General features: G+C 41.7%; 24 protein-coding genes. 7 read left to right on the top strand and 17 right to left on the bottom strand.

The window, feature by feature from the left end; genetic code table 11:
* Nucleotides 1-10 precede the first annotated feature (10 nt).
* On the bottom strand, nucleotides 11-1351 hold the full coding sequence (locus CD004_RS06800; RefSeq protein WP_102262064.1) for a PhoH family protein: 1341 nt from the start codon (nucleotides 1349-1351) through the stop codon (nucleotides 11-13).
* A gap of 330 nt (nucleotides 1352-1681) precedes the next feature.
* Here CD004_RS06800 and CD004_RS06795 point away from each other — a divergent pair, with 330 nt between their 5' ends.
* The gene (locus CD004_RS06795; RefSeq protein ID WP_102262063.1) at nucleotides 1682-2266 is read left to right on the top strand and encodes a YhcN/YlaJ family sporulation lipoprotein; all 585 of its coding nucleotides are present in this window, start codon (nucleotides 1682-1684) and stop codon (nucleotides 2264-2266) included.
* Between the two features lie 28 nt (nucleotides 2267-2294).
* Here the strand turns inward: CD004_RS06795 and CD004_RS06790 are convergent, their stop codons facing one another.
* The gene (locus CD004_RS06790; protein ID WP_102262062.1) at nucleotides 2295-2750 is read right to left on the bottom strand and encodes a pyridoxamine 5'-phosphate oxidase family protein; all 456 of its coding nucleotides are present in this window, start codon (nucleotides 2748-2750) and stop codon (nucleotides 2295-2297) included.
* A 156-nt stretch (nucleotides 2751-2906) separates the two neighbouring features.
* Between CD004_RS06790 and CD004_RS06785 the strand changes: the two genes are divergently transcribed.
* Nucleotides 2907-3107: a YlaI family protein gene (locus tag CD004_RS06785; protein WP_102262061.1), complete on the top strand. Its 201-nt coding sequence runs from the start codon at nucleotides 2907-2909 to the stop codon at nucleotides 3105-3107.
* Nucleotides 3108-3788: 681 nt separating this feature from the next.
* Here CD004_RS06785 and CD004_RS06780 read toward each other — a convergent pair.
* Genes CD004_RS06780 through typA form a run of 3 tightly spaced genes read right to left on the bottom strand, consistent with a single transcriptional unit; the run spans nucleotide 3789 to nucleotide 6263 of the window.
* Entirely contained in the window at nucleotides 3789-4082 is a 294-nt protein-coding gene (locus tag CD004_RS06780) for a hypothetical protein (protein ID WP_102262060.1), read from the bottom strand.
* 11 nt (nucleotides 4083-4093) lie between these two features.
* Nucleotides 4094-4408 carry a YlaH-like family protein gene (locus CD004_RS06775; protein WP_102262059.1) on the bottom strand — a complete coding sequence of 105 codons (315 nt, stop codon included), beginning with the start codon at nucleotides 4406-4408 and terminating at the stop codon, nucleotides 4094-4096.
* 19 nt (nucleotides 4409-4427) lie between these two features.
* Nucleotides 4428-6263: a translational GTPase TypA gene (typA, locus tag CD004_RS06770; protein ID WP_102262058.1), complete on the bottom strand. Its 1836-nt coding sequence runs from the start codon at nucleotides 6261-6263 to the stop codon at nucleotides 4428-4430.
* Nucleotides 6264-6416: 153 nt separating this feature from the next.
* On the opposite strand from typA, the gene CD004_RS06765 reads away from it, so the two are divergent.
* Nucleotides 6417-6602 (top strand): YlaF family protein, encoded by a 186-nt coding sequence (locus CD004_RS06765; RefSeq protein ID WP_102262057.1) that lies wholly within the window; start codon nucleotides 6417-6419, stop codon nucleotides 6600-6602.
* 79 nt (nucleotides 6603-6681) lie between these two features.
* Here the strand turns inward: CD004_RS06765 and CD004_RS06760 are convergent, their stop codons facing one another.
* The 3 genes from CD004_RS06760 to CD004_RS06750 all read right to left on the bottom strand — a co-directional run bounded on the left by CD004_RS06760 (nucleotide 6682) and on the right by CD004_RS06750 (nucleotide 8433).
* Complete coding sequence (locus CD004_RS06760; RefSeq protein ID WP_233434956.1) at nucleotides 6682-7140, bottom strand: GNAT family N-acetyltransferase; 459 nt, start codon at nucleotides 7138-7140, stop codon at nucleotides 6682-6684.
* Complete coding sequence (locus CD004_RS06755; protein ID WP_102262056.1) at nucleotides 7137-7940, bottom strand: inositol monophosphatase family protein; 804 nt, start codon at nucleotides 7938-7940, stop codon at nucleotides 7137-7139. Before CD004_RS06755 ends, CD004_RS06760 begins: the two co-directional genes overlap by 4 nt.
* A 298-nt stretch (nucleotides 7941-8238) precedes the next feature.
* Nucleotides 8239-8433 (bottom strand): hypothetical protein, encoded by a 195-nt coding sequence (locus CD004_RS06750; protein ID WP_102262055.1) that lies wholly within the window; start codon nucleotides 8431-8433, stop codon nucleotides 8239-8241.
* Between the two features lie 166 nt (nucleotides 8434-8599).
* Between CD004_RS06750 and CD004_RS06745 the strand changes: the two genes are divergently transcribed.
* On the top strand, nucleotides 8600-9220 hold the full coding sequence (locus CD004_RS06745) for a YktB family protein (RefSeq protein WP_102262054.1): 621 nt from the start codon (nucleotides 8600-8602) through the stop codon (nucleotides 9218-9220).
* 59 nt (nucleotides 9221-9279) lie between these two features.
* On the opposite strand, the gene CD004_RS06740 is transcribed toward CD004_RS06745, so the two are convergent.
* Nucleotides 9280-9561: a UPF0223 family protein gene (locus CD004_RS06740; protein WP_102265022.1), complete on the bottom strand. Its 282-nt coding sequence runs from the start codon at nucleotides 9559-9561 to the stop codon at nucleotides 9280-9282.
* A gap of 109 nt (nucleotides 9562-9670) precedes the next feature.
* Complete coding sequence (locus tag CD004_RS06735; protein ID WP_102262053.1) at nucleotides 9671-10630, bottom strand: NAD(P)H-dependent flavin oxidoreductase; 960 nt, start codon at nucleotides 10628-10630, stop codon at nucleotides 9671-9673.
* A gap of 222 nt (nucleotides 10631-10852) precedes the next feature.
* Between CD004_RS06735 and CD004_RS06730 the strand changes: the two genes are divergently transcribed.
* On the top strand, nucleotides 10853-12322 hold the full coding sequence (locus CD004_RS06730; RefSeq protein ID WP_102262052.1) for an aminotransferase class I/II-fold pyridoxal phosphate-dependent enzyme: 1470 nt from the start codon (nucleotides 10853-10855) through the stop codon (nucleotides 12320-12322).
* Between the two features lie 54 nt (nucleotides 12323-12376).
* Here the strand turns inward: CD004_RS06730 and CD004_RS06725 are convergent, their stop codons facing one another.
* Nucleotides 12377-12499 carry a GapA-binding peptide SR1P gene (locus tag CD004_RS06725; protein ID WP_023615067.1) on the bottom strand — a complete coding sequence of 41 codons (123 nt, stop codon included), beginning with the start codon at nucleotides 12497-12499 and terminating at the stop codon, nucleotides 12377-12379.
* 269 nt (nucleotides 12500-12768) lie between these two features.
* Nucleotides 12769-13068, bottom strand: coding sequence for a DUF3055 domain-containing protein (locus CD004_RS06720; RefSeq protein ID WP_041966361.1), 300 nt, complete (start codon nucleotides 13066-13068; stop codon nucleotides 12769-12771).
* Between the two features lie 159 nt (nucleotides 13069-13227).
* Between CD004_RS06720 and CD004_RS06715 the strand changes: the two genes are divergently transcribed.
* The gene (locus tag CD004_RS06715; RefSeq protein ID WP_102262051.1) at nucleotides 13228-13662 is read left to right on the top strand and encodes a DUF1885 family protein; all 435 of its coding nucleotides are present in this window, start codon (nucleotides 13228-13230) and stop codon (nucleotides 13660-13662) included.
* A gap of 96 nt (nucleotides 13663-13758) precedes the next feature.
* Here the strand turns inward: CD004_RS06715 and CD004_RS06710 are convergent, their stop codons facing one another.
* Nucleotides 13759-14631 carry a polysaccharide deacetylase family protein gene (locus CD004_RS06710; RefSeq protein ID WP_170029953.1) on the bottom strand — a complete coding sequence of 291 codons (873 nt, stop codon included), beginning with the start codon at nucleotides 14629-14631 and terminating at the stop codon, nucleotides 13759-13761.
* A 537-nt stretch (nucleotides 14632-15168) separates the two neighbouring features.
* Between CD004_RS06710 and CD004_RS06700 the strand changes: the two genes are divergently transcribed.
* Nucleotides 15169-15546, top strand: a complete 378-nt coding sequence (locus tag CD004_RS06700; protein ID WP_102262049.1) for a small peptidoglycan-associated lipoprotein — start codon at nucleotides 15169-15171, stop codon at nucleotides 15544-15546.
* Nucleotides 15547-15691: 145 nt separating this feature from the next.
* On the opposite strand, the gene CD004_RS06695 is transcribed toward CD004_RS06700, so the two are convergent.
* From CD004_RS06695 to CD004_RS06680, 4 genes are read right to left on the bottom strand one after another with little or no spacing between them, the layout of a single operon-like run.
* On the bottom strand, nucleotides 15692-15913 hold the full coding sequence (locus tag CD004_RS06695; RefSeq protein WP_102262048.1) for a hypothetical protein: 222 nt from the start codon (nucleotides 15911-15913) through the stop codon (nucleotides 15692-15694).
* Between the two features lie 54 nt (nucleotides 15914-15967).
* The gene (lpdA, locus tag CD004_RS06690; protein ID WP_102262047.1) at nucleotides 15968-17377 is read right to left on the bottom strand and encodes a dihydrolipoyl dehydrogenase; all 1410 of its coding nucleotides are present in this window, start codon (nucleotides 17375-17377) and stop codon (nucleotides 15968-15970) included.
* A gap of 3 nt (nucleotides 17378-17380) precedes the next feature.
* The gene (locus CD004_RS06685) at nucleotides 17381-18751 is read right to left on the bottom strand and encodes a dihydrolipoamide acetyltransferase family protein (protein WP_102262046.1); all 1371 of its coding nucleotides are present in this window, start codon (nucleotides 18749-18751) and stop codon (nucleotides 17381-17383) included.
* Between the two features lie 51 nt (nucleotides 18752-18802).
* Nucleotides 18803-19780: an alpha-ketoacid dehydrogenase subunit beta gene (locus tag CD004_RS06680; protein WP_102262045.1), complete on the bottom strand. Its 978-nt coding sequence runs from the start codon at nucleotides 19778-19780 to the stop codon at nucleotides 18803-18805.
* Between the last annotated feature and the right edge of the window lie 3 nt (nucleotides 19781-19783).

Here is a 19783-nt window from a genome sequence, read left to right as displayed (position 1 = left end):
CCAGTATACGCTAATTTAAAAGATCGGCTGCGAGCTGGGCAAGAGATGACCGTTCTCCTTTAACGAGCTGGACATGACCCGCGATTTGCTGGTCTTTGAACTTTTCAACCACATAGGTCAACCCATTATTATAGGCATCCAGGTATGGGTGGTCAATCTGGTCAGGGTCACCCATCAAGACAATTTTACTGCGCTCCCCTACCCTCGTCAGAATTGTTTTAATCTCATGCTTTGTCAGGTTCTGCGCTTCATCAATGATGATGTATTGGTCCGGAATGCTCCTTCCCCTTATATATGTTAATGCTTCTACCTCGATTGAACCCATCCCTGCCAGTATGGCATCAAGTTCTCCCGGTTTTTTGGTATTGAAAAGAAATTCAAGGTTATCATAAATAGGCTGCATCCATGGTCTGAGCTTTTCCTGCTTTTCGCCAGGCAAAAAGCCCAAATCTTTACCTACTGGCACAATCGGCCTTGCTACAAGCAGCTTTTTAAAAATCCCCATGTCCTCAGTCTGCAGCAGACCTGATGCCAGGGCGAGCAATGTCTTTCCAGTACCTGCACGCCCTATCAATGTGATTAAAGGCATGTCTTGTCGCAGAAGCAGTTCCATCGCCATTATTTGTTGAACATTTCTTGGCTTGATTCCCCATGTATGTTTGCCCTCATGTTCAAAAACAAGCTTTTTCACTTTTTTATTTTTTGTATCAACCATACCTATTGCGGAAGCAGAACTGCCGAGAATGTCCTTCATGATTACGAACTGATTTGGGTAAAAGAAGTTTTGCCCCTTTAAATCAGAAATGTTAAGTTCTCCTTTTTCATAAAAACGATTTAATTCCTCTATCGGTATATACACTTCTGCATAGCCAGAATACAGATGATTAATTTCCACAACCCTGTCGCTTAAAAAATCTTCAGCGATCAGTCCGATTGCATCTGCTTTTACTCGGACAAGTGCGTCCTTACTGACAAGGATAACTGGACGACCATCTTCCTTCGTTTCTTCTTCAAGACTTAAGTTTTTAGCAACCGCCAGTATTCGATTGTCATTTGTTTTTTCAACAAAGATTTCCTGAAGTTGATGGAAGGATCGATGGTTCAGCTCAATCCTGAGCGTCCCTCCACCTTCAAGGTTGATTTTCTCATGCAGCTTCCCTGTCTCCCTCATTCCGTCTATGAGCCTTGAAACCTGGCGCGCATTGCGCCCAATCTCATCCATATATCTTTTCTTTGAATCCACTTCCTCCAGAACTACAGCAGGTATGACAACTTCATTGTCTTGAAAGGAAAAAATCGCGTGCGGATCCTGTAGTAAGACGTTTGTATCCAGTACGTATATTTTACTCAAATTGATGCCTCCCGCCTTATTGATCTCGACTTTGGCCAACTTGGCAGCCTTGGCCGGGACTTTGGTAAAATATATGACTTTTTGAATAAAGATAGAAGATATTTTGCACAATAACCTTTGAGCATTTCTTTTTTTGTTGCTTTTGTCATTAGCTTTGTTGCCTGCTGCATTATTACTTCGAAGCTCTTTTATCAGGCCTAGAGGACAATTGGAATGCATAGGCAAGAGTTACTGTATTAAAGACAAAATGCGAAAACTGCCTTTTTCATTTACATTTCTAGTTGTCTTATGGACTTTTTTAAAAGAATAATTAACCGGAGGGGTTCATTTATGATAAGATTGGTTGCTGCAATCTCGTTTGTATTGTTATTGACTGCTTGCAATGGACAAAACAAAGCAAATAAAGCTGACGAAGATCACAAGGTCAAGGTCCAGAATAGTGCGATCAAGGAAGTTGACCGCCAGTCTGGCCAGGAGATTTCCCGACATCTTGTGAACTTGACCACTCACATCCCTAATGTTGATGATGCTGCGGCTGTTGTGGTTGGTCGCTATGCTATTGTGGGTATCGACGTAAATGACAAAATGGAGAGGTCTGAGGTAGATACTGTTAAATATACGGTTGCAGAAGCCTTAAAAAAAGACCCTCACGGTGCACGTGCAGTAGTGGTTGCCGATCCTGATATCACAGCGAGGTTAAGGGAGATTTCTGAAGATATACAAAACGGCCAGCCAATTCAGGGGATTATGAACGAACTTTCAGATATAACCGGAAGAGTCATGCCCGAGGTTCCCGCAGACATGATTGAACCGCAGAATGAGAGTCCTACAGAAGATCCAAAAAAGAAGCTTAATGAAGATGAACAGAAACAGTTAGAGAAGGACCAGGAGCAACAATCTAACTATCATAAATAACAGCAGCAAAAAAAGCTTAGTCAATCGACTAAGCTTTTCTCATTGCATCCATTACCTGCTTATCAAGGCGTGCTGCTGCATCTTTATCGTATGTCTTGTCATATTGAGGTTCAGCGACGATTTTTGAACCATAGAACATAACGTCTCTTACTTCGCTAATATTGATTTCAACTAGCGCCAGCTTCAAAGGTACACCTTCAAGTTTTTCTTGCTTGACGCTCGCCGTCCCGCTAATTGAATATGTAGATTCATTTGCGATTAAGTTGATTACTGCCTTGTCATTGCTCTTGATATTCTCGATGATCCGAGAGCGGTTATCCACCGCAAAATAAATGGTACCCTCATCCTTTGCAAGCACCCAGGAAATCGCGCTGACATTCGGGCCGCCGGTTTCATGGTCCACTGTCGCCAGGGTAACAAAACGCTCTTTTTGCAATTCATCAACCAACGGTTTGATTAGTTTAGGTTCTACTTGATTTGCCATATTCACCCTCCTTAAACTATCATAATAGTACTACGAACTCTTTGAGCAGGGCAAATCAAATGATTTTCTCTGCTAAGGCTCCAATCAATGATATACTATAATATAATCAAAACTCAATCAGGCTATGTATGATAATTATTAATAAGAGGTGTAAGAATGAGAGTCAAATGTGTACTATGCGACAAAATCGAGAATATTAACAGCGATACGCTTCAGGCTAAGCGGCTTCGAAACCGGCCGATCCATACATATATGTGCGATCCTTGTAATGAACGAATTGCTGATAAGACGAACAACCGTATAGCAACCGGGAATTTTAAACTGTATCGTTCCCGGGTTAAGAAGGATGATTGGTGAATGGTGATTAATGATTACCTTCCTAGTTAAAATTTAGAACGAAATTTAGGGCTGATTCAGGCAGCTTTTCGGGTTCCTCCTCAAACCTGTCTGAATACGGGCTTTATTTTGACAGCTTATGTACATTGAACCTCAAACCTGTCTGAATTCGGAGCTTTTCTTGACAGCTTTGGGCTTTGCGACCTGAAACCTGTCACAATAACCACGTTTTCTTGACAGCTTTGGGCTCTGCAGCCTGAAACCTGTCACAATAACTACGCTTTCTTGACAGCTTTGGGCTCTGCAGCCTGAAACCTGTCACAATAACTACGCTTTCTTGACAACTCTGGACTCTGCAGCCTGTAACCTGTCACAATAACCACGTTTTCTTGACAGCTTTGGACTCAGCAGACTGAAACCTGTCACAATAACTACGCTTTCTTGACAGCTTTGGACTCAGCAGACTGAAACCTGTCACAATAACCACGTTTTCTTGACAGCTCTGGGCTCTGCGACCTGATACCTGTCACAATTACCGCTTTTTCTAGACAGCTTTGGGCTCTGCATTCTGAAACCTGTCACAATAACCACAGCTTTCCTGCCTTCCGTCTAAATCCTATATGATCCAATTATCATTTTTACAAACCAAATCCCATAAATCAAACAGCAAAAAAATCCGCCCAATTCTAGGCGGATTTTTCTCTATTCTTCATCTGGGTAGTTCACGTATTTGTCTGGTTCTTGCCTGATTTGGTCAAGCATGACTTCAATGAAGTCGCGCGGGAAGCGGTATTCTTTGGAATTACCTTCCTGCACGACAGTGACATAATACATTAGTGCGTCCCGTTTTAATTCTTTAGATTCAACATTATGCTCTTCGGCAAGAATTTGATCAAATAACTGTGTGGTTTCTTGAGCTGCTGTATCTTCTGGCCGAGCATCGCTGACAATTTTGATTGTCAGCCAATTATAAATTGCATCCTGGAGTGATTTCATATCTCCAACTCCTATTTGACATTTGCTTCTGCTTTTTTGTGCTGTCGCAGCCTGAGCTTGTAGATGATCAGTATGAGTGCTGCGACCACAAGTCCTTCCGTGATGGGAAGAAAGATAGCAAGGAAGGTTAGGATTGTAGAGCCAAGCAATAGAAATGCATAGATGATGATATTTTTCAGCAATGACAGCTTCTGTGCAAAACCAAGTTTATAAACAAGGATGCTCAGAGCGGCAATCGTCAGGTAAAGCATCCACATGCCTACCGTTGGGTTCTCATCCACCCTGAATAATGCTGCAAAAAATGATAATCTCTGGCTTACATCCATACTTCTTCCCCCTACTTAATTAAGCTTCAGCGTATTTTTTCTTTTTCGCCTGTCTTTCACGCTCATTCTTATCAAGAATCTTTTTACGGAGTCTGATTGATTCTGGAGTTACTTCGCAATACTCGTCATCGTTCAAGTATTCTAATGATTCTTCCAGAGTCATGATTCTAGGCTTCTTGATGACAGATGTCTGGTCCTTATTAGCAGAACGAATATTAGTTGCTGCCTTCACCTTCGTGATATTAACAGTAATATCATTTTCACGAGTGTGCTCACCAACAATCATGCCCTCATAAATTTCAGTTCCTGGCTCAACGAAAATCGTTCCGCGGTCTTCTACCTGCATGATACCATAAGTAGATGCCTTTCCTGATTCCATTGATACTAGAACACCTTGACGGCGTCCGCCTACCTGACCTTGTAGCATAGGCTGGTAGCTGTCGAATGTATGGTTAATGATACCATATCCTCGAGTCAGTGTTAAAAATTCTGTTGTGTATCCGATAAGTCCGCGTGCCGGTACGTTGAAAATCAATCGAACCTGTCCGCTGCCATTATTGATCATATCGAGCATTTCACCTTTACGTGCACCGATCGATTCCATGATTGATCCTGTGTGTTCTTCAGGAACATCAATTTGAACGCGTTCAATCGGTTCACATCTTACTCCATCAATTTCCCTTACGATTACTTCAGGCTTTGACACTTGAAGCTCATAACCTTCACGGCGCATATTTTCAATCAAGATAGACAAGTGCAATTCTCCACGGCCTGAAACGATCCAGGCATCAGGTGAATCAGTATTGTCTACTCTTAGACTAACGTCAGTTTGCAATTGTGCGCGAAGTCTCTCTTCGATTTTTCTCGCAGTCAGGTATTTACCCTCACGGCCTGCGAATGGGCTGTTATTGACTAGGAATGTCATTTGTAGTGTTGGCTCATCAATACGTAAAACCGGTAGTGGATCCTGGTTGTCAAAAGGACATACTGTTTCACCGACATTGATGTCTTCCATTCCTGATACTGCAATTAGATCACCAGCATTTGCTTCCTGGATTTCCTGGCGCTTCAGCCCGAAGAAACCAAAAATCTTTGTTACACGGAATTGTTTTACGGAACCGTCCAGCTTCATTAATGCTACCTGCTGGCCTACCTTCATCGTACCGCGGAAAACACGGCCGATTCCAATTCTACCAACATAGTCGTTGTAATCAAGAAGGGCAACCTGGAATTGAAGAGGCTCTTCTCGGTTATCAACTGGTGCTGGAATATGATCAATAATGGATTCGTACAATGCCTGCATGTTCTCATCCTGTTTTTCAGGATCCATGCTCGCTGTTCCGTTGATTGCAGATGCATATACAACTGGGAACTCAAGCTGGTTTTCATCTGCACCAAGTTCGATGAACAAGTCAAGGACTTCATCCACAACCTCAGCTGGACGAGCAAAGTCACGGTCAATCTTATTTACGACAACGATAGGTGTTAAATGCTGTTCAAGTGCTTTCTTCAAAACAAAACGTGTTTGCGGCATGCAGCCTTCATATGCATCGACAACAAGCAATACGCCGTCGACCATTTTCATGATACGTTCAACCTCGCCGCCAAAGTCAGCGTGACCAGGAGTATCAAGAATATTAATGCGTGTATCATTATACGAAATAGCTGTATTTTTCGCGAGGATCGTAATTCCTCGTTCTCTTTCTAAATCATTTGAATCCATTGCGCGCTCTTCCACATGCTCATTTATACGGAATGTACCTGATTGCTTCAGAAGCTGGTCAACCAAAGTCGTTTTACCGTGGTCAACGTGGGCAATGATCGCTATATTTCTAATATCTTCTCTTAATTTCAAAAAAGTCACCCTGCCTTTAATATCATAATTTATCTAATGGCTTTTTTCACAACCTACATATTATAACATAATTAGAGTAGAAACCTATAAGCATTTTAATGTACAATTAAATATATTATTATTTGTAACCAAATGTCGAATGGGGGAGTCACCTTGAAGCAGATTAAATGGCCATTATTATTTTTCGCATTTGCAGCCGCTTCATGCATGATTGGTATTGGAATCGCCATTGGAGAAAGAAGTGTTGCCGGCACGTTGGCGTGTATTGTTGCACTGGTTTTTGTAATGGGGTTCGGTTTTAAGAAGAAAAAGAAGATGAGAGAAGCTGGAGAGCTTTAATCAAATGTAAAGTACAAGTGGCTTGATTAGATCATGCAAGCAACAATTAAATAACAAAACCGGCTGGATTTCCAGCCGGTCATTCGAGGGGGCGGACCATGATCAAATAGGTTTCGCCCTTATTTTCTTCTGTTTTGAATTGTTCAAAGCCACAGTCTGCAAGAAAGTTGGACCACTCATATTCATCGATTGGAACAGCAGCAAAAAGTGCCTTTTGCCCATTCAGTTTAAATTCGTCGGAGAGATGATTCATAATCGCTGATGCGATTCCTCGCCGTCTTTCCTCCGCTTTAACCAATATTGTACCAAGCCATGGCTTTTGGTTGGAAGGGGCGGATTCTACATGAAAAGAAATTGCCACAGGGCTACCTGTCGTTTCCCAAACTCTCCATTCGCCAGACAAGTTATCATATTGCTCAATGTATTCTTCTATGGACAAACCCTGCAACTCATTTTTAGTCCACTTAGAACTGGTAAATATCAGATCTTCAAAAAACGGCAGATCGGAGCTTTTAAATCGCCGCCAATTTAAAATCACCACTTTCCATCCTTAAGGTAATTCTTGAGGATATCACCGTGCAGGCCTGGTTTTGACACAAATAAGGAACTCTGCTTGAGCATATCCAGCTCATCCCCTCTCAGGTCAGTAGTTTCTCCTCCAAGTTCCTTTATAATGATGATCCCAGCTGCAATATCCCATGGTGCTAGCCTTGGGGTCAGATAGGCATCAATTCTCCCCGTTGCGACATACACCATTTCCATGGCCGCTGAACCATAGGAACGAGTCCCTCTCACGTCTTTCACAAGGGGTATAAGTAATTCGTGATCTATCCGTTTATTTGGGGCTACCCAGGTTGCATTGAGAGCAATAACTGCTTCACTCACCTTTGCCTCTGTTAGTTTCGGAATAGATTTTCCGTTTAAATAAGCTCCTTGGCCTTTCACACAATGATAGAGTTCGTCATGGACGACATCGTAGATTAGACCAATCACTCCTTCCCCATCAACATAAATGCCGACTGAAATTGCGAAATTCCGCTGTTGGTGGACAAAGTTCATGGTTCCATCGATTGGATCGATAATCCACACGAACCCTTCTAAAGATTCCACCTCATCTCCATAGCCTTCCTCTCCCATGATCCGATGGTCAGGAAAAGTACCTTTTATTTTTTCGATAAAATATTGTTCTGTCCCCTTATCTATATCTGTAACCAGATCATTCGGGTCTGATTTCGAAGTGACATTCAATGTCTTGGGAAAAGATGCCCTGATATTTTCACCGGCCTCTTTAACCCAGCTCTTAGCATATGTATCAATTTCCTTCAGATTATATTCCATCCAGCTTTCCCCCGTTCATATATTTTTACGTACAATCAAGCTTTTGGAATCTATTTTAGCTTATCGAATTACCTTCGTTTTCATCAAGTATTAGGATTCCCCTTGTTTTCTCCATAACATGCAAGACTTCTAAGAAGTCAACGGCCAATACAGATGCTTCTTACACCATATATCCCTTGGACATAAGAAACGAACTCCATCAGCTTTACAGGAGTTCGTCAAGTGTCTCGGTTGCTGCAGTTTTCCATTATTTTCACCATCATATAATACCTTATTCTTCCGTAAAACTTTATAGCTATTATAGAGCTTTTAAACGTAGTAATTCTTGTCGAATTCGTTCAAGTTTTTGCTTGCATTCTTTCATTTTCGATTTATCAGAATCAGTCATTGCATCAAAAAGTGTGGCTAATTCATAATCCATTTCCAAACGTAGTACAGCTGTTCTCTGGAGCTCACCATTTTTCTTCCTTGTTGAATTTATAAGTTGTTTCATTAATTTACACTCCTCTATTATTTTCTGTTTTTTATTATTGTATGAATTTCCATATGGCTGTGGTACAAATTTGTGCGTATACCTAGGACTCGAAAAAATGCCTGTCGCTTCTTTTTTTATAAAGATTTTGCTACAATATTTGACAAAGTACTAGGAGGTTTTTATATTGTCATTTTCAGGATTTGAACAAGCAGATTTCGATGTTTTTACTATAGACGGTCTCGACGAAAGAATGGATGCCTTAAAATCCCAGATTCGCCCTAAGCTGGAAGACCTCGGCCAACACTTCGCTCCCACGCTTTCAAGCATTGCCGGTGATGAGATGCATTACCATGTTGCAAAACATGCCCGGAGAACGAAGAATCCGCCTAAAGATACGTGGGTAGCTTTCGCAAGCAATCCGAGAGGCTATAAGATGCTGCCTCATTTCCAGATTGGATTGTGGGAGAGCCATGTCTTTATCTGGTTTGCTGTCATTTATGAAGCACCTGAGAAGGAAGCAATCGGTAAAAAGCTTGAAGAGAACATTGATTCCATCTACTCTCGCACTCCTAAGGATTTCTATTGGTCAATCGACCATATGAAGCCAGAAGCCACGATTCACGGCGAGCTTTCAAAGGAAGACCTTCTTTCAATGTTCAAGCGTCTTCAAACCGTTAAAAAGGCTGAAATCCTATGCGGTCTGAACATTCCTCGTGAAGAAGCCGTCAAACTAAGCGGCGATGAAACGCTATCTAAAATTGAGTTTGTATTTAAAGAAATATTACCCCTATATAAATTGGCATAAACCAAAGAAAGAGCCCATTTTACTTGGGCTCTTTCCTCATATTTAAACTGATTCTATTTTTATCTTTTCTGAACTACTTTTATCTTTTCACCTGAACCGGTTTCTTTAATTGCTTTTACTGCCTGGTATGGTACGTAGCCGCTTACTTCTTCAAATTCATTGAAAAGTGTTTTTTCCTGGGCTTTTCCTGGGACTATTTCTTTAAAACGCCTGTAAGCGTTAAGCAATGCATCCCGGTCGATTCCTTTTTCATATGCTTTTTCAATACATTCATAAAAGTGGATGACATCAACAATTTCATCCGTGGCCCATGTGTAGTCTATTGGATATTGGTATTCCATTATTTCACCTGCTTTTTGTGCAATGCCAGTCACCTTCTGTTCCTGAGCATTCCTTGTTTGTTAATCGATTTTACCGTTATTTATTTTTGAGCGCAAGGAAATCGCAGGTTCATCTTCCCCATTTCGTTCTAATTTCTTCAGCTTCGTTGATAATCCTGCCAAATAGCTCAGCTACTGTAGGAGAATCCTTGATTAAACCCATCACCTGGCCTGCCCAGCCGAACCCGTTTTCATCATCACCTTCATATATATACTTGCGGTTTGCTGTTCCGCTGATCAGCTCTTTTAATTCTTCATAGCCCCCGCCTTTTTTCTCAACTTCGAGAATTTTTTGCGTCAATGGATTGGCAATCGCCCTTGCTGGCATCCCAAGAGTTCTTTTTATTACAGTAGTATCATTTTCCGAACCTTCAACAAGCTTTTGCTTGTACAGCTCGTTCGCATGGACACATTCTTGAGTAGCAATGAAGCGGGTTCCCATTTCAATGCCCTGAGCCCCAAGACTCAATGCCGCCATCAGTCCTCGACCATCTCCAATTCCTCCCGAAGCGATTACAGGAATGTTTACTGCATCAACAACGGTTGGAATGAGCACCATCGTTCCGGTATCGCTTTTTCCTAGATGTCCGCCACCTTCCTGTCCGACAACCATGACTGCGTCCGCTCCCAGCTCCTCTGCTTTTTGCGCCTGCCTTTTCGCAGCGACAAGAACAAGCTTTTTAATATTTGTTCCTTTCAACTGTTCAAAGATTGGTGCCGGGTTTCCCCCTGTCATCGATATAACAGGAACATCTTCTTCAATAGCTACATCCAGATAATGCGAAAACGGCCTTCCATGCTGTCCGATCGCAAAATTGACTCCGAACGGCTTATCAGTCAGCATCCTCACTTTATGTATTTCTTTTCTTAACGCCTCAGGATCGGGAAGGGACATTGCCGTTATCTGACCTAATCCCCCTGCATTCGATACAGCTGCAGCTAAATCTGAATAAGCCAGATAAGCAAGACCTCCCTGGACAATTGGGTATTGTATATCCAAAAGGTTCGTTACATCGGTATTCCAGTTCATACTCTCTCTCCCTCTCATGCTTGTTTCATTATAACTTCTATTTTTACAGCTGTTTTTCCTGTTTCTTATTTTTTTTGATTAAGGCCTTTCTCGATATTCTGAAATTCTTTGCAAATACCATGATTAGTGCTATAATGCATGTGTTTTATTTTTTTAAAAGCAAAACCTAATCATAACCTATAAATAAGGAAATCTAATACAATAAAGAGGTGTGATCATCAATTGTCACAAAAAGAGACACCATTGTTTACAAGCCTATTAAACCACGCAGAAAAGAATCCGATTCAGTTCCATATTCCCGGTCATAAAAAAGGAAGCGGGATTGATCCCGAGTTCAGGGAATTCATTGGTGATAACGCACTTTCTATCGATTTGATCAATATCGGGCCCCTTGATGACCTACATTCTCCTAAAGGCATCATTAAACAGGCTCAGGAGCTGGCCGCTGAAGCATTTGGTGCTGATCATACTTTCTTTTCCGTACAGGGAACAAGCGGCGCAATCATGACTATGATCATGACAGTCTGTGGACCTGGAGATAAGATCATCGTACCTAGAAACGTGCATAAATCGATTATGTCAGCTATCGTCTTTTCCGGTGCCATTCCAATCTTCATCCACCCTGAGATAGACAGGAAGCTCGGAATTTCACACGGGATCTCAACTGATTCAGTCGAAAAGGCACTTGAACAACATCCAGATGCAAAAGGTCTGCTCGTAATCAACCCAACTTATTTCGGCTTTGCAGCTGACCTGAAGAAAATTGTTGAGATTGCCCATTCTTACGATGTACCAGTTCTTGTGGATGAAGCCCACGGCGTCCATATTCATTTCCACGAGGACTTGCCGCTTTCAGCTATGCAAGCAGGCGCGGACATGGCAGCAACGAGCGTCCATAAGCTGGGGGGATCGATGACACAAAGCTCGATCCTGAATGTAAAAGAAGGTTTAGTATCGTCAAAGCGCGTTCAATCAATCATCAGCATGCTGACGACTACCTCTACTTCTTACCTCTTGCTCGCATCACTGGATACAGCTAGAAGAAGGCTTTCTATTGAAGGAAGAGAAATCATTGACCGCACGATTAAATTAGCCGAGTGGATCCGTGGACAGGTTAATGACATCGAGCATCTTTACTGCCCGGGAGAAGACTTACTTGGTACAAACGCTACTTACGACTTTGATCCAACAAAAGTCCTGATTAGCATTAAGGATCTGAATATTACAGGATATGAGGTCGAAAAATGGCTTCGGGAAGAATACAATATTGAAGTTGAGCTTTCAGATTTGTACAATATCCTTTGCATCATCACCCCTGGTGACACTCAAAAAGAAGCTGAGATTCTAGTTCAGGCATTACGTGAACTTTCAAAAGAATTCCACCATCTTGCTGAAAAAGTGCATGCAGAAGTTATGCTTCCTGACATTCCTTTATTGGCGCTGACACCCCGGGATGCGTTCTACGCAGATACCGAAGTAGTTCCTGTTGAGGAATCCGAAGGACGGATCATTGCAGAATTCGTTATGGTGTACCCACCTGGGATTCCAATTTTCATTCCAGGAGAAATCATCACCGAAGAAAACCTTATATATATCAAGACCAATATGGAAGCCGGACTTCCAGTACAAGGCCCAGAAGATGATGAACTTAAATCATTCAGGGTGATTAAAGAACACAAAGCCATACGGTAATTCTGCTATAACCAAAAAAGAAGGGCATGCAGCATGCATGCCCTTTATCTATTCTTATCTTTCCTCTGCACCTTCATGGTCGCAGCAGTTGCATTTTTTTGAATATAATACCGTTACTTTCTCATCCTCGAAATGGTCAATAGTTGCATTGCAAGTTTGACAAACGATTGTGCCCATATTTTCAAACTCCTTTTCGTTTTGAATTTTGAAAGCGCTTTATCAATTTCTAATTATATAATAATATAACACTATTAAGATTTCAAGCCTAAACTGTATAACACTTTTATTTTTTTATTAGGTATTTATTGTTATATGTACCCACAATATATGTAGTACTAACAATTAGTATGACACTTTTTAAAAAAAGTGAAATCATTGATTGCACTTTCTTCAATTAAAAACAGCAAACTAAAAACAGGCCTACTTGGCCTGCTCTTCTCTCCAGCTTATTCATATTGAGTCTGGAACGGGGCTGTCGGCAGTTCTTCATTGAAAAATAATGCAAGGTCCTCAGCCTGCCGGACTTCTGTAATATGGAATGCTTTCTGTAAATATTCTACGTCTTCAATGTCCTTAGGGTCGAGGAGTGCTGAACGCCCCGTCTGCATGCAAACTACAAGAGGTTTCCCGAAAAACATATTGGTATATACGATCCCAAAGTCATAACGAGTATCATAAGTAGTGAACCCCACAAACCTGACGTGAACCTTTTCGTGCTCATCATAAAGCTTATCGAATAGTTCCATATGCCTCCTCCTTTTTAATTAAATATTTAGAATATTATTATAATTTATTTTTGACAAAAAGGCAAGTGCCAAGGAAGCTAAAAAGCTGTTATTCTATTGTCAATGCTTTTTCAGGAGTGATAAAATGATGGAGAATAGATAGGAAAAGGGGATTGGACGATGTCTAGTAATGCTTATATAAAACTTGTTCCATCATCATCTCAGCAAGCCATTTCCACCGAAGAACTGAAGGAGTTATTTAATTACTATAAGGAAATAACCGCTAAAACAGGCGACCAGGTTGATTGGAATTATGAAAATTCCGCATTTCCTTATGATTTGAAGGAAAAAGAGGATGGGAAAGACACATGGTTCTATCTGCAATCATCCCAGGACCGCTATAATGCAATTTTGATCGGCGTTGATAAAGAAAAAGTTGTCGACGAAGACGGGACAGAACGCGAGCAGTCATACATACAAATTACCTTGCCGCCGACAGCAACTGCTGGTGATAAGGGAAAAGCAAATGAATTCAGTAAATTTATCAGTAAAAAATTACAGGGAGAGCTCCATTTATTCAACGGAAGAGTTATGTACTTCTATCCTCGCAAATAGAGACATTTTTTTTTGAAAAATACTTTCCTGATTTCAGAATAAATGGAACTAAAATAGTTCGCACCAAGTAACTGGTAAAAACATCAAAAACGGCTGCTATTGAGCAGCCGTTTCTTTATTTGCTGGAGTTTCGATTTGAGTGGGATCAACGATTTTATACCCTTTATTTTGCAGGCCTTTTACAATATCACCAAGGGCCTCGCTTGTCCACTGACGGTCATGCATCAGCAAATTCGCCCCATTCCGGAGCAATGGTGTATTAACCATAATATCCGCAAGAGCTTCCTTTGATTGATAATCCTTTTCCCAGTCATATCCGTAGGTCCAATTCATAAGCAGCATTTTTTCATCAGCGGCCAGCTGCTTGCTATAGTCAGTATTCATTCCGAACGGAGCCCTGAAAAATTGTGGTCTTTCGCCAATAAGTTCCTCAATCCTGTCATTAAGGTCTACGATCTCATTCCTTTGTTGTTCCTCAGATAATTCTCTCAAAGACTTATGGTTATATGTATGGTTTCCAATTGGAAAGCCCATTTGATGAATCTGTTTCAGGACTTCCCCTTCTTCAGGAGTGTCAAGGAAATGGCCATTTACAAAAAAGATGGCTTTTACATTCAAATCTTTTAATGTTTTGGCCATCTCGAGAGCATTTTTGTCTGGTGCATCATCAATAGTCAACAAAACTATTTTTTCATCAGGGTTTTCGATATTTTGAATAGAAAAATCACTCTTCATTTCGTACTGAGGTGCTGCTTGTACTACTTCTTCACTCTCTTCAACATCTTCAGAAGAATCCTCAACCGCTACTGTACCTTCTGTGTTCGGCTTTTCCTCTGCGGCTTTCTCCTCTTCCTGGACCTGCTCTTTAGCTGCTTCATTTGTACCAGTTGGTTTCTGTGCTTCTTCTGCGGCTCCACATCCAGCTAAAATAATTGATGCTGAAACCGCAAATAATAACGTTCTTTTCAAGATTTTCCCCTCCTGCTGGTATTTCTTTGCTGACAAGGCTGATGGCTTATTTTTTATGCTCTGTATTTCAGGAAATCCATAAAGAAGAAATAAAAGACATTGTCACATGAAGTGATACATAAATGGCAAGGCTCAAGACCGTTATAAAAAAGGTTTTTCTCGCCGATTTCACAATATTATTGCCTATTATTATTGCTAAATAGAAAAACACCAAGAACATAATACCATTATAAATCGGATGATCGTGTTTGGATAGCCATTCTATTAAGGTATATCCACTCCAGATTATTAATTGAAGCAGCAATACTGTATACACCTTCAAACCCTCCACCACCATGTCTAAATTATCTTTTTCCCAAGTCACTGTAAGATAAACATTCAAATCTTTTTACTAGTATATGTCCGGTTGATCTGGATATTTTTCATTTATGTAACAATTCAATAACATTCCATTCTTTTGGAAATTGCTGTGATAGAATATGGACAACCAGTTACTCGTGTGAAACAACAATCCGAAAAAAAGTGAGGCAAAGATAAATGAAAAGTTTGTCTTTTGTTTTTGTCGCTACATTCCTATTTCTTACGGCTTCATGCAACCCAGTCAATGATTCAGAGCAATTGGAGCTAAATAAAGATATAAAACAAATCGTTTTCTTTTCCGATGATGAGAACTATAAACAAGAAGCATCCTATTATGATGCTATTATTGAATTAAAGAAAGAGTATCCTGCCGAATTTGATAAAATTGTTGTCATTTCCGCAGCAAACGCGAATAGATACTATGACCTTTTTAAGGTAAAAGAGTTCCCAGCAATTCTGGTTGTCCATCAGGATCAAGTACTTGCCAATGTGTATGGCAATGTAACAAAGGATCAGATTATTGAACCTCTATCAGCTGTCCTGAAAAATGAATAAGGCTCTTGTTTTTATTCATTCTCATTATTTTTGGGAGCAGATAGAATTAAAGCCTCTGAAGTCCTTCAAAATGCTGCTTATAATTAATGCGATACCAGCTAAAATAAAAAATCCTTTCCATCTAGTCTGGAAAGGATTTTTTTATTCAAGATCTGAAAGAACTTTTCAATTTGATAATTGTCCAGCTCCTGCGCCTAGCCCCTCGAGACGCTTGTCTAGTGTCGCCTCCTAGAAACTCCGAAACTTCAACTCCGCCCGCAGAAGCAAAAAGCGCTTCTTTGTCGGAGTCTCCAGTTTCTGCGTTTCTTGACAGTCGGCTATACTTTTCGATTTCGGTCCTTTCAATGAAGTCAAAGAACGACTTCACTGCCAGGCCCTCCAGCGCTTTTCGGGGCTGTTCAAGGCGCTTGCGCTTTTCATATTATTTTACGATATGAATCGGATTTCCAAGTGCTACTTCTGCAGCTTCCATGGTAATCTCACCGAGAGTTGGGTGGGCATGGATTGTCATTGCCAGGTCTTCAGCAGTCATGCCTGCTTCAATTGCTAGACCAAGCTCTGCAATCATATCAGAAGCGTTCGGACCAGCGATTTGCGCGCCGATTACGATATCATCTTCTTTACGTGTGATCAGTTTCAGGAAGCCGTCTGTCTGATTAAGTGAAAGCGCACGGCCATTTGCAGCAAATGGGAATTTCGATGCTGTAATATCGATGCCTGCATCTTTCGCTTCCTTTTCAGAGTAGCCAACTGATGCTAATTCTGGATCAGAGAATACAACTGCTGGAATTGCCAGGTAGTCGATTTCTGAAGGATGTCCGGCGATTGCTTCAGCAGCAATTTTACCTTCATAGGATGCTTTGTGTGCAAGTGGCGGTCCTTCGACAATGTCACCAATTGCGTAGATGTTACTTACACTTGTGCGGCACTGTTTGTCGATTTTGATAACGCCACGGTCAGACATCTCGATGCCAACTTGCTCAAGTCCTAGTTCGTCAGTGTTAGGCTTTCTTCCTACCATGACAAAAACGTAGTCTGCTTCGATTTTCTTCTCTTCACCGTTTGCTTCATACGCAACTGTTACGCCAGACTCAGTCTCATCGACACCCTTTGCAAGTGCCTTAGTGATGATTTCTGCACCCTTCTTTTTCAGGTTGCGCTTTACTAGAGCTGACATTTGCTTTTCGAATCCATTAAGGATTTCATCTGCGCCTTCAAGAATTGTCACCTTAGTGCCAAAGCTTGCGTATGCTCCGCCAAGCTCAGTTCCGATATAGCCGCCGCCAATGACAACAATGCTCTTCGGAAGTTCCTGAAGATTAAGTGCACCAGTTGAATCAAGCACACGCTTTGTATATTTGAAAGCAGGAATTTCAATTGGACGAGATCCCGTTGCAATGATTGCATTTTTGAAAGTATATGTCTGCGCTGAATTCTCATCCATTACACGAATCGTATTGGAATCTACAAAATATGCTTCACCACTTACGATATCGATTTTGTTGCCTTTCAAAAGACCTTCGACTCCGCCAGTTAGTTTTTTCACTACTCCAGCCTTAAACTCCTGAACTTTAGAGAAATCAAGCGTTACGTTTTCCGCTTTGATCCCCATGTCTTCAGAATGCAAAGCGTTTTCGTATCTATGGCCTGCAGAGATCAAAGCTTTAGAAGGAATACATCCTACATTCAGGCACACTCCGCCAAGAGTTGCTTTTTCTACAATTGTTACTTTTTGGCCCAGCTGGGCAGCGCGAATCGCTGCCACATATCCGCCAGGACCGGCACCAATGACAAGAGTATCAGTTTCGATTGGAAAATCTCCTACTACCATTTATTACCCCTCCATTAACAATAGTTCTGGATCGTTCAACAGGCGCTTAATGTGATTCAAAGCATGCTGTGCAGTAGCGCCGTCAATCATGCGGTGATCGAAGCTTAGGGAAAGCGCTAGTACAGGAGCAGCCACAATCTCTCCATCCTTGACTACTGGCTTTTCTGCAATTCGGCCGATTCCAAGGATTGCTACTTCCGGATGGTTGATAACTGGTGTAAACCATTGTCCGCCAGCAGATCCGATGTTTGTGATTGTGCAAGAAGCACCTTTCATTTCATCTGGAGCAAGTTTGCCGTCACGAGCTTTTCCTGCAAGTTCATTGATCTCATTAGAGATAGAAAATACAGATTTACGGTCAGCATCCTTCACGACTGGAACAAGCAAGCCTTTATCTGTGTCTGCAGCAATACCGATATTATAATAGTGCTTGTGAATGATTTCGCTAGTTGCATCATCAAGAGATGTGTTCAACGCAGGGTACTCACGCAATGCACTTGTTAATGCTTTTACCACATAAGGAAGGAATGTAAGCTTGATTCCTTTTTCTGCAGCAACTTCTTTGAATTTCTTGCGATGTGCGACAAGCTTCGTTACGTCCACTTCATCCATTAATGTTACGTGTGGAGCAGTATGCTTGGAGTTAACCATTGCTTTAGCGATCGCTTTTCTGATTCCGCTCATCTTTTCGCGTGTCTCAGGGTATTGCCCTTCTGGAATTGCCTGAGCCGCTGCTGCTTTAGGTGCCTCTTCAGTTTGTGCTGCCTGTGCTTGATCTGCTTGTGTTGCAGCTGTCGCAGGAGCGCCTCCGCTTAGGAAGCTATCGATATCACCTTTCAGGACGCGGCCATTCTTGCCTGAACCAGCAACCTGACGGATATCAACGCCTTTTTCACGTGCATATTTACGGACAGATGGCATTGCCACAACATGTCGGTTAGGGTCAACCTCTGCTTGTGGTGCAGCCGCTGCGCCAGCACCAGTTTGACCTGCAGGAGCAGGAGCCTCTGTTGCTTCTTTTTCAATTTTTTGACCAGATTCCATTGTAGACTGAACCTGTGCTTCCGTCTTTTCCTGTTTTGGCTGTTCAGCAGGTGCATCTTCATCTTCGCCTTTAAACTTAAGGTGCTCGTAGCCTGGAGCATCGAACGTCACTAGAACCTGTCCTACTGTTGCTACTGTTCCTTCTTCAACTAAAACTTCTTCGACTGTACCAGCGACAGGTGAAGGAATTTCTACAACTGCTTTGTCATTCTGTACTTCGCAAAGTACATCGTCTTCCTGAACTTTATCGCCTGGTTTTACGAACCATTTGACGATTTCACCTTCGTGAATACCTTCGCCGATGTCTGGCAGCTTAAATTGGAATGCCAATGGAATTCACCCTCCTAAGTTTTTTCAAACCTTTATAATTTCAGCGTTTAATTAGAATGTAAGTACTTTTTTAGCTGTTGCAATTACATCTTTGTAGTTAGGCAGCCAAACAGATTCTGCTTGAGAGAATGCGAAAACTGTATCTGGAGCTGCTACACGCAATACCGGTGCCTCGAGGCTAAGGATTGCACGATCATTGATTTCTGCAACAATCTGTCCAGCCATACCAGCCTGTTTTTGTGCTTCCTGCACGACAATCGCTCTTCCGGTTTTTTCAACAGAAGCGATGATTGTTTCAATATCGAAAGGCATTACTGTTCTTAAGTCGATTACTTCTACAGAGTAGCCTTCTTTTTCAAGCTCTTCAGCTGCCTTTAGTGATTCGTGAACCATTGCACCATAAGTGATAATTGAAAGGTCTTTTCCTTCACGCTTAACATCTGCTTTTCCTAGTGGAATTGTGTATTCTTCTTCCGGTACTTCCTGACGGAAAGAGCGATAAAGCTTCATGTGCTCAAGGAAAATGACTGGATCGTTATCGCGGATAGATGAAATCAACAATCCTTTTGCATCATATGGAGTTGATGGGATAACGACTTTTAGGCCAGGCTGCTGTGCAACCATTCCTTCAAGGCTGTCAGCGTGCATCTCTGGAGTATGTACGCCACCGCCAAATGGTGAACGGATTGTTACTGGCGAGCTGTAGCGGCCGCCTGAACGGTAACGCATACGTGCCATTTGCCCTGCAATAGAATCCATAACTTCGAAAACAAAGCCGAAGAATTGGATTTCAGGAACAGGACGGTAACCTTGAAGCGCAAGACCGATCGCCAATCCGCCAATTCCGGATTCTGCTAGAGGTGTATCAAATACACGGTCTTCTCCAAATTCATTTTGAAGGCCTTCAGTCGCACGGAATACACCGCCGTTAACGCCTACGTCTTCCCCGAATACAAGTACGTTTGGATCGTTCTTCATCTCTACGCGAAGAGCGTCTGTAATTGCTTGAATCATTGTCATTTGAGCCATGGC

It is taken from the genome of Mesobacillus jeotgali (genome assembly GCF_002874535.1).
Classification (GTDB): Bacteria; Bacillota; Bacilli; order Bacillales; family Cytobacillaceae; genus Mesobacillus; species Mesobacillus jeotgali.
The sequence above is the reverse complement of the archived record's forward strand: the minus strand, read 5'-3'. Positions and strand labels throughout refer to the sequence as shown.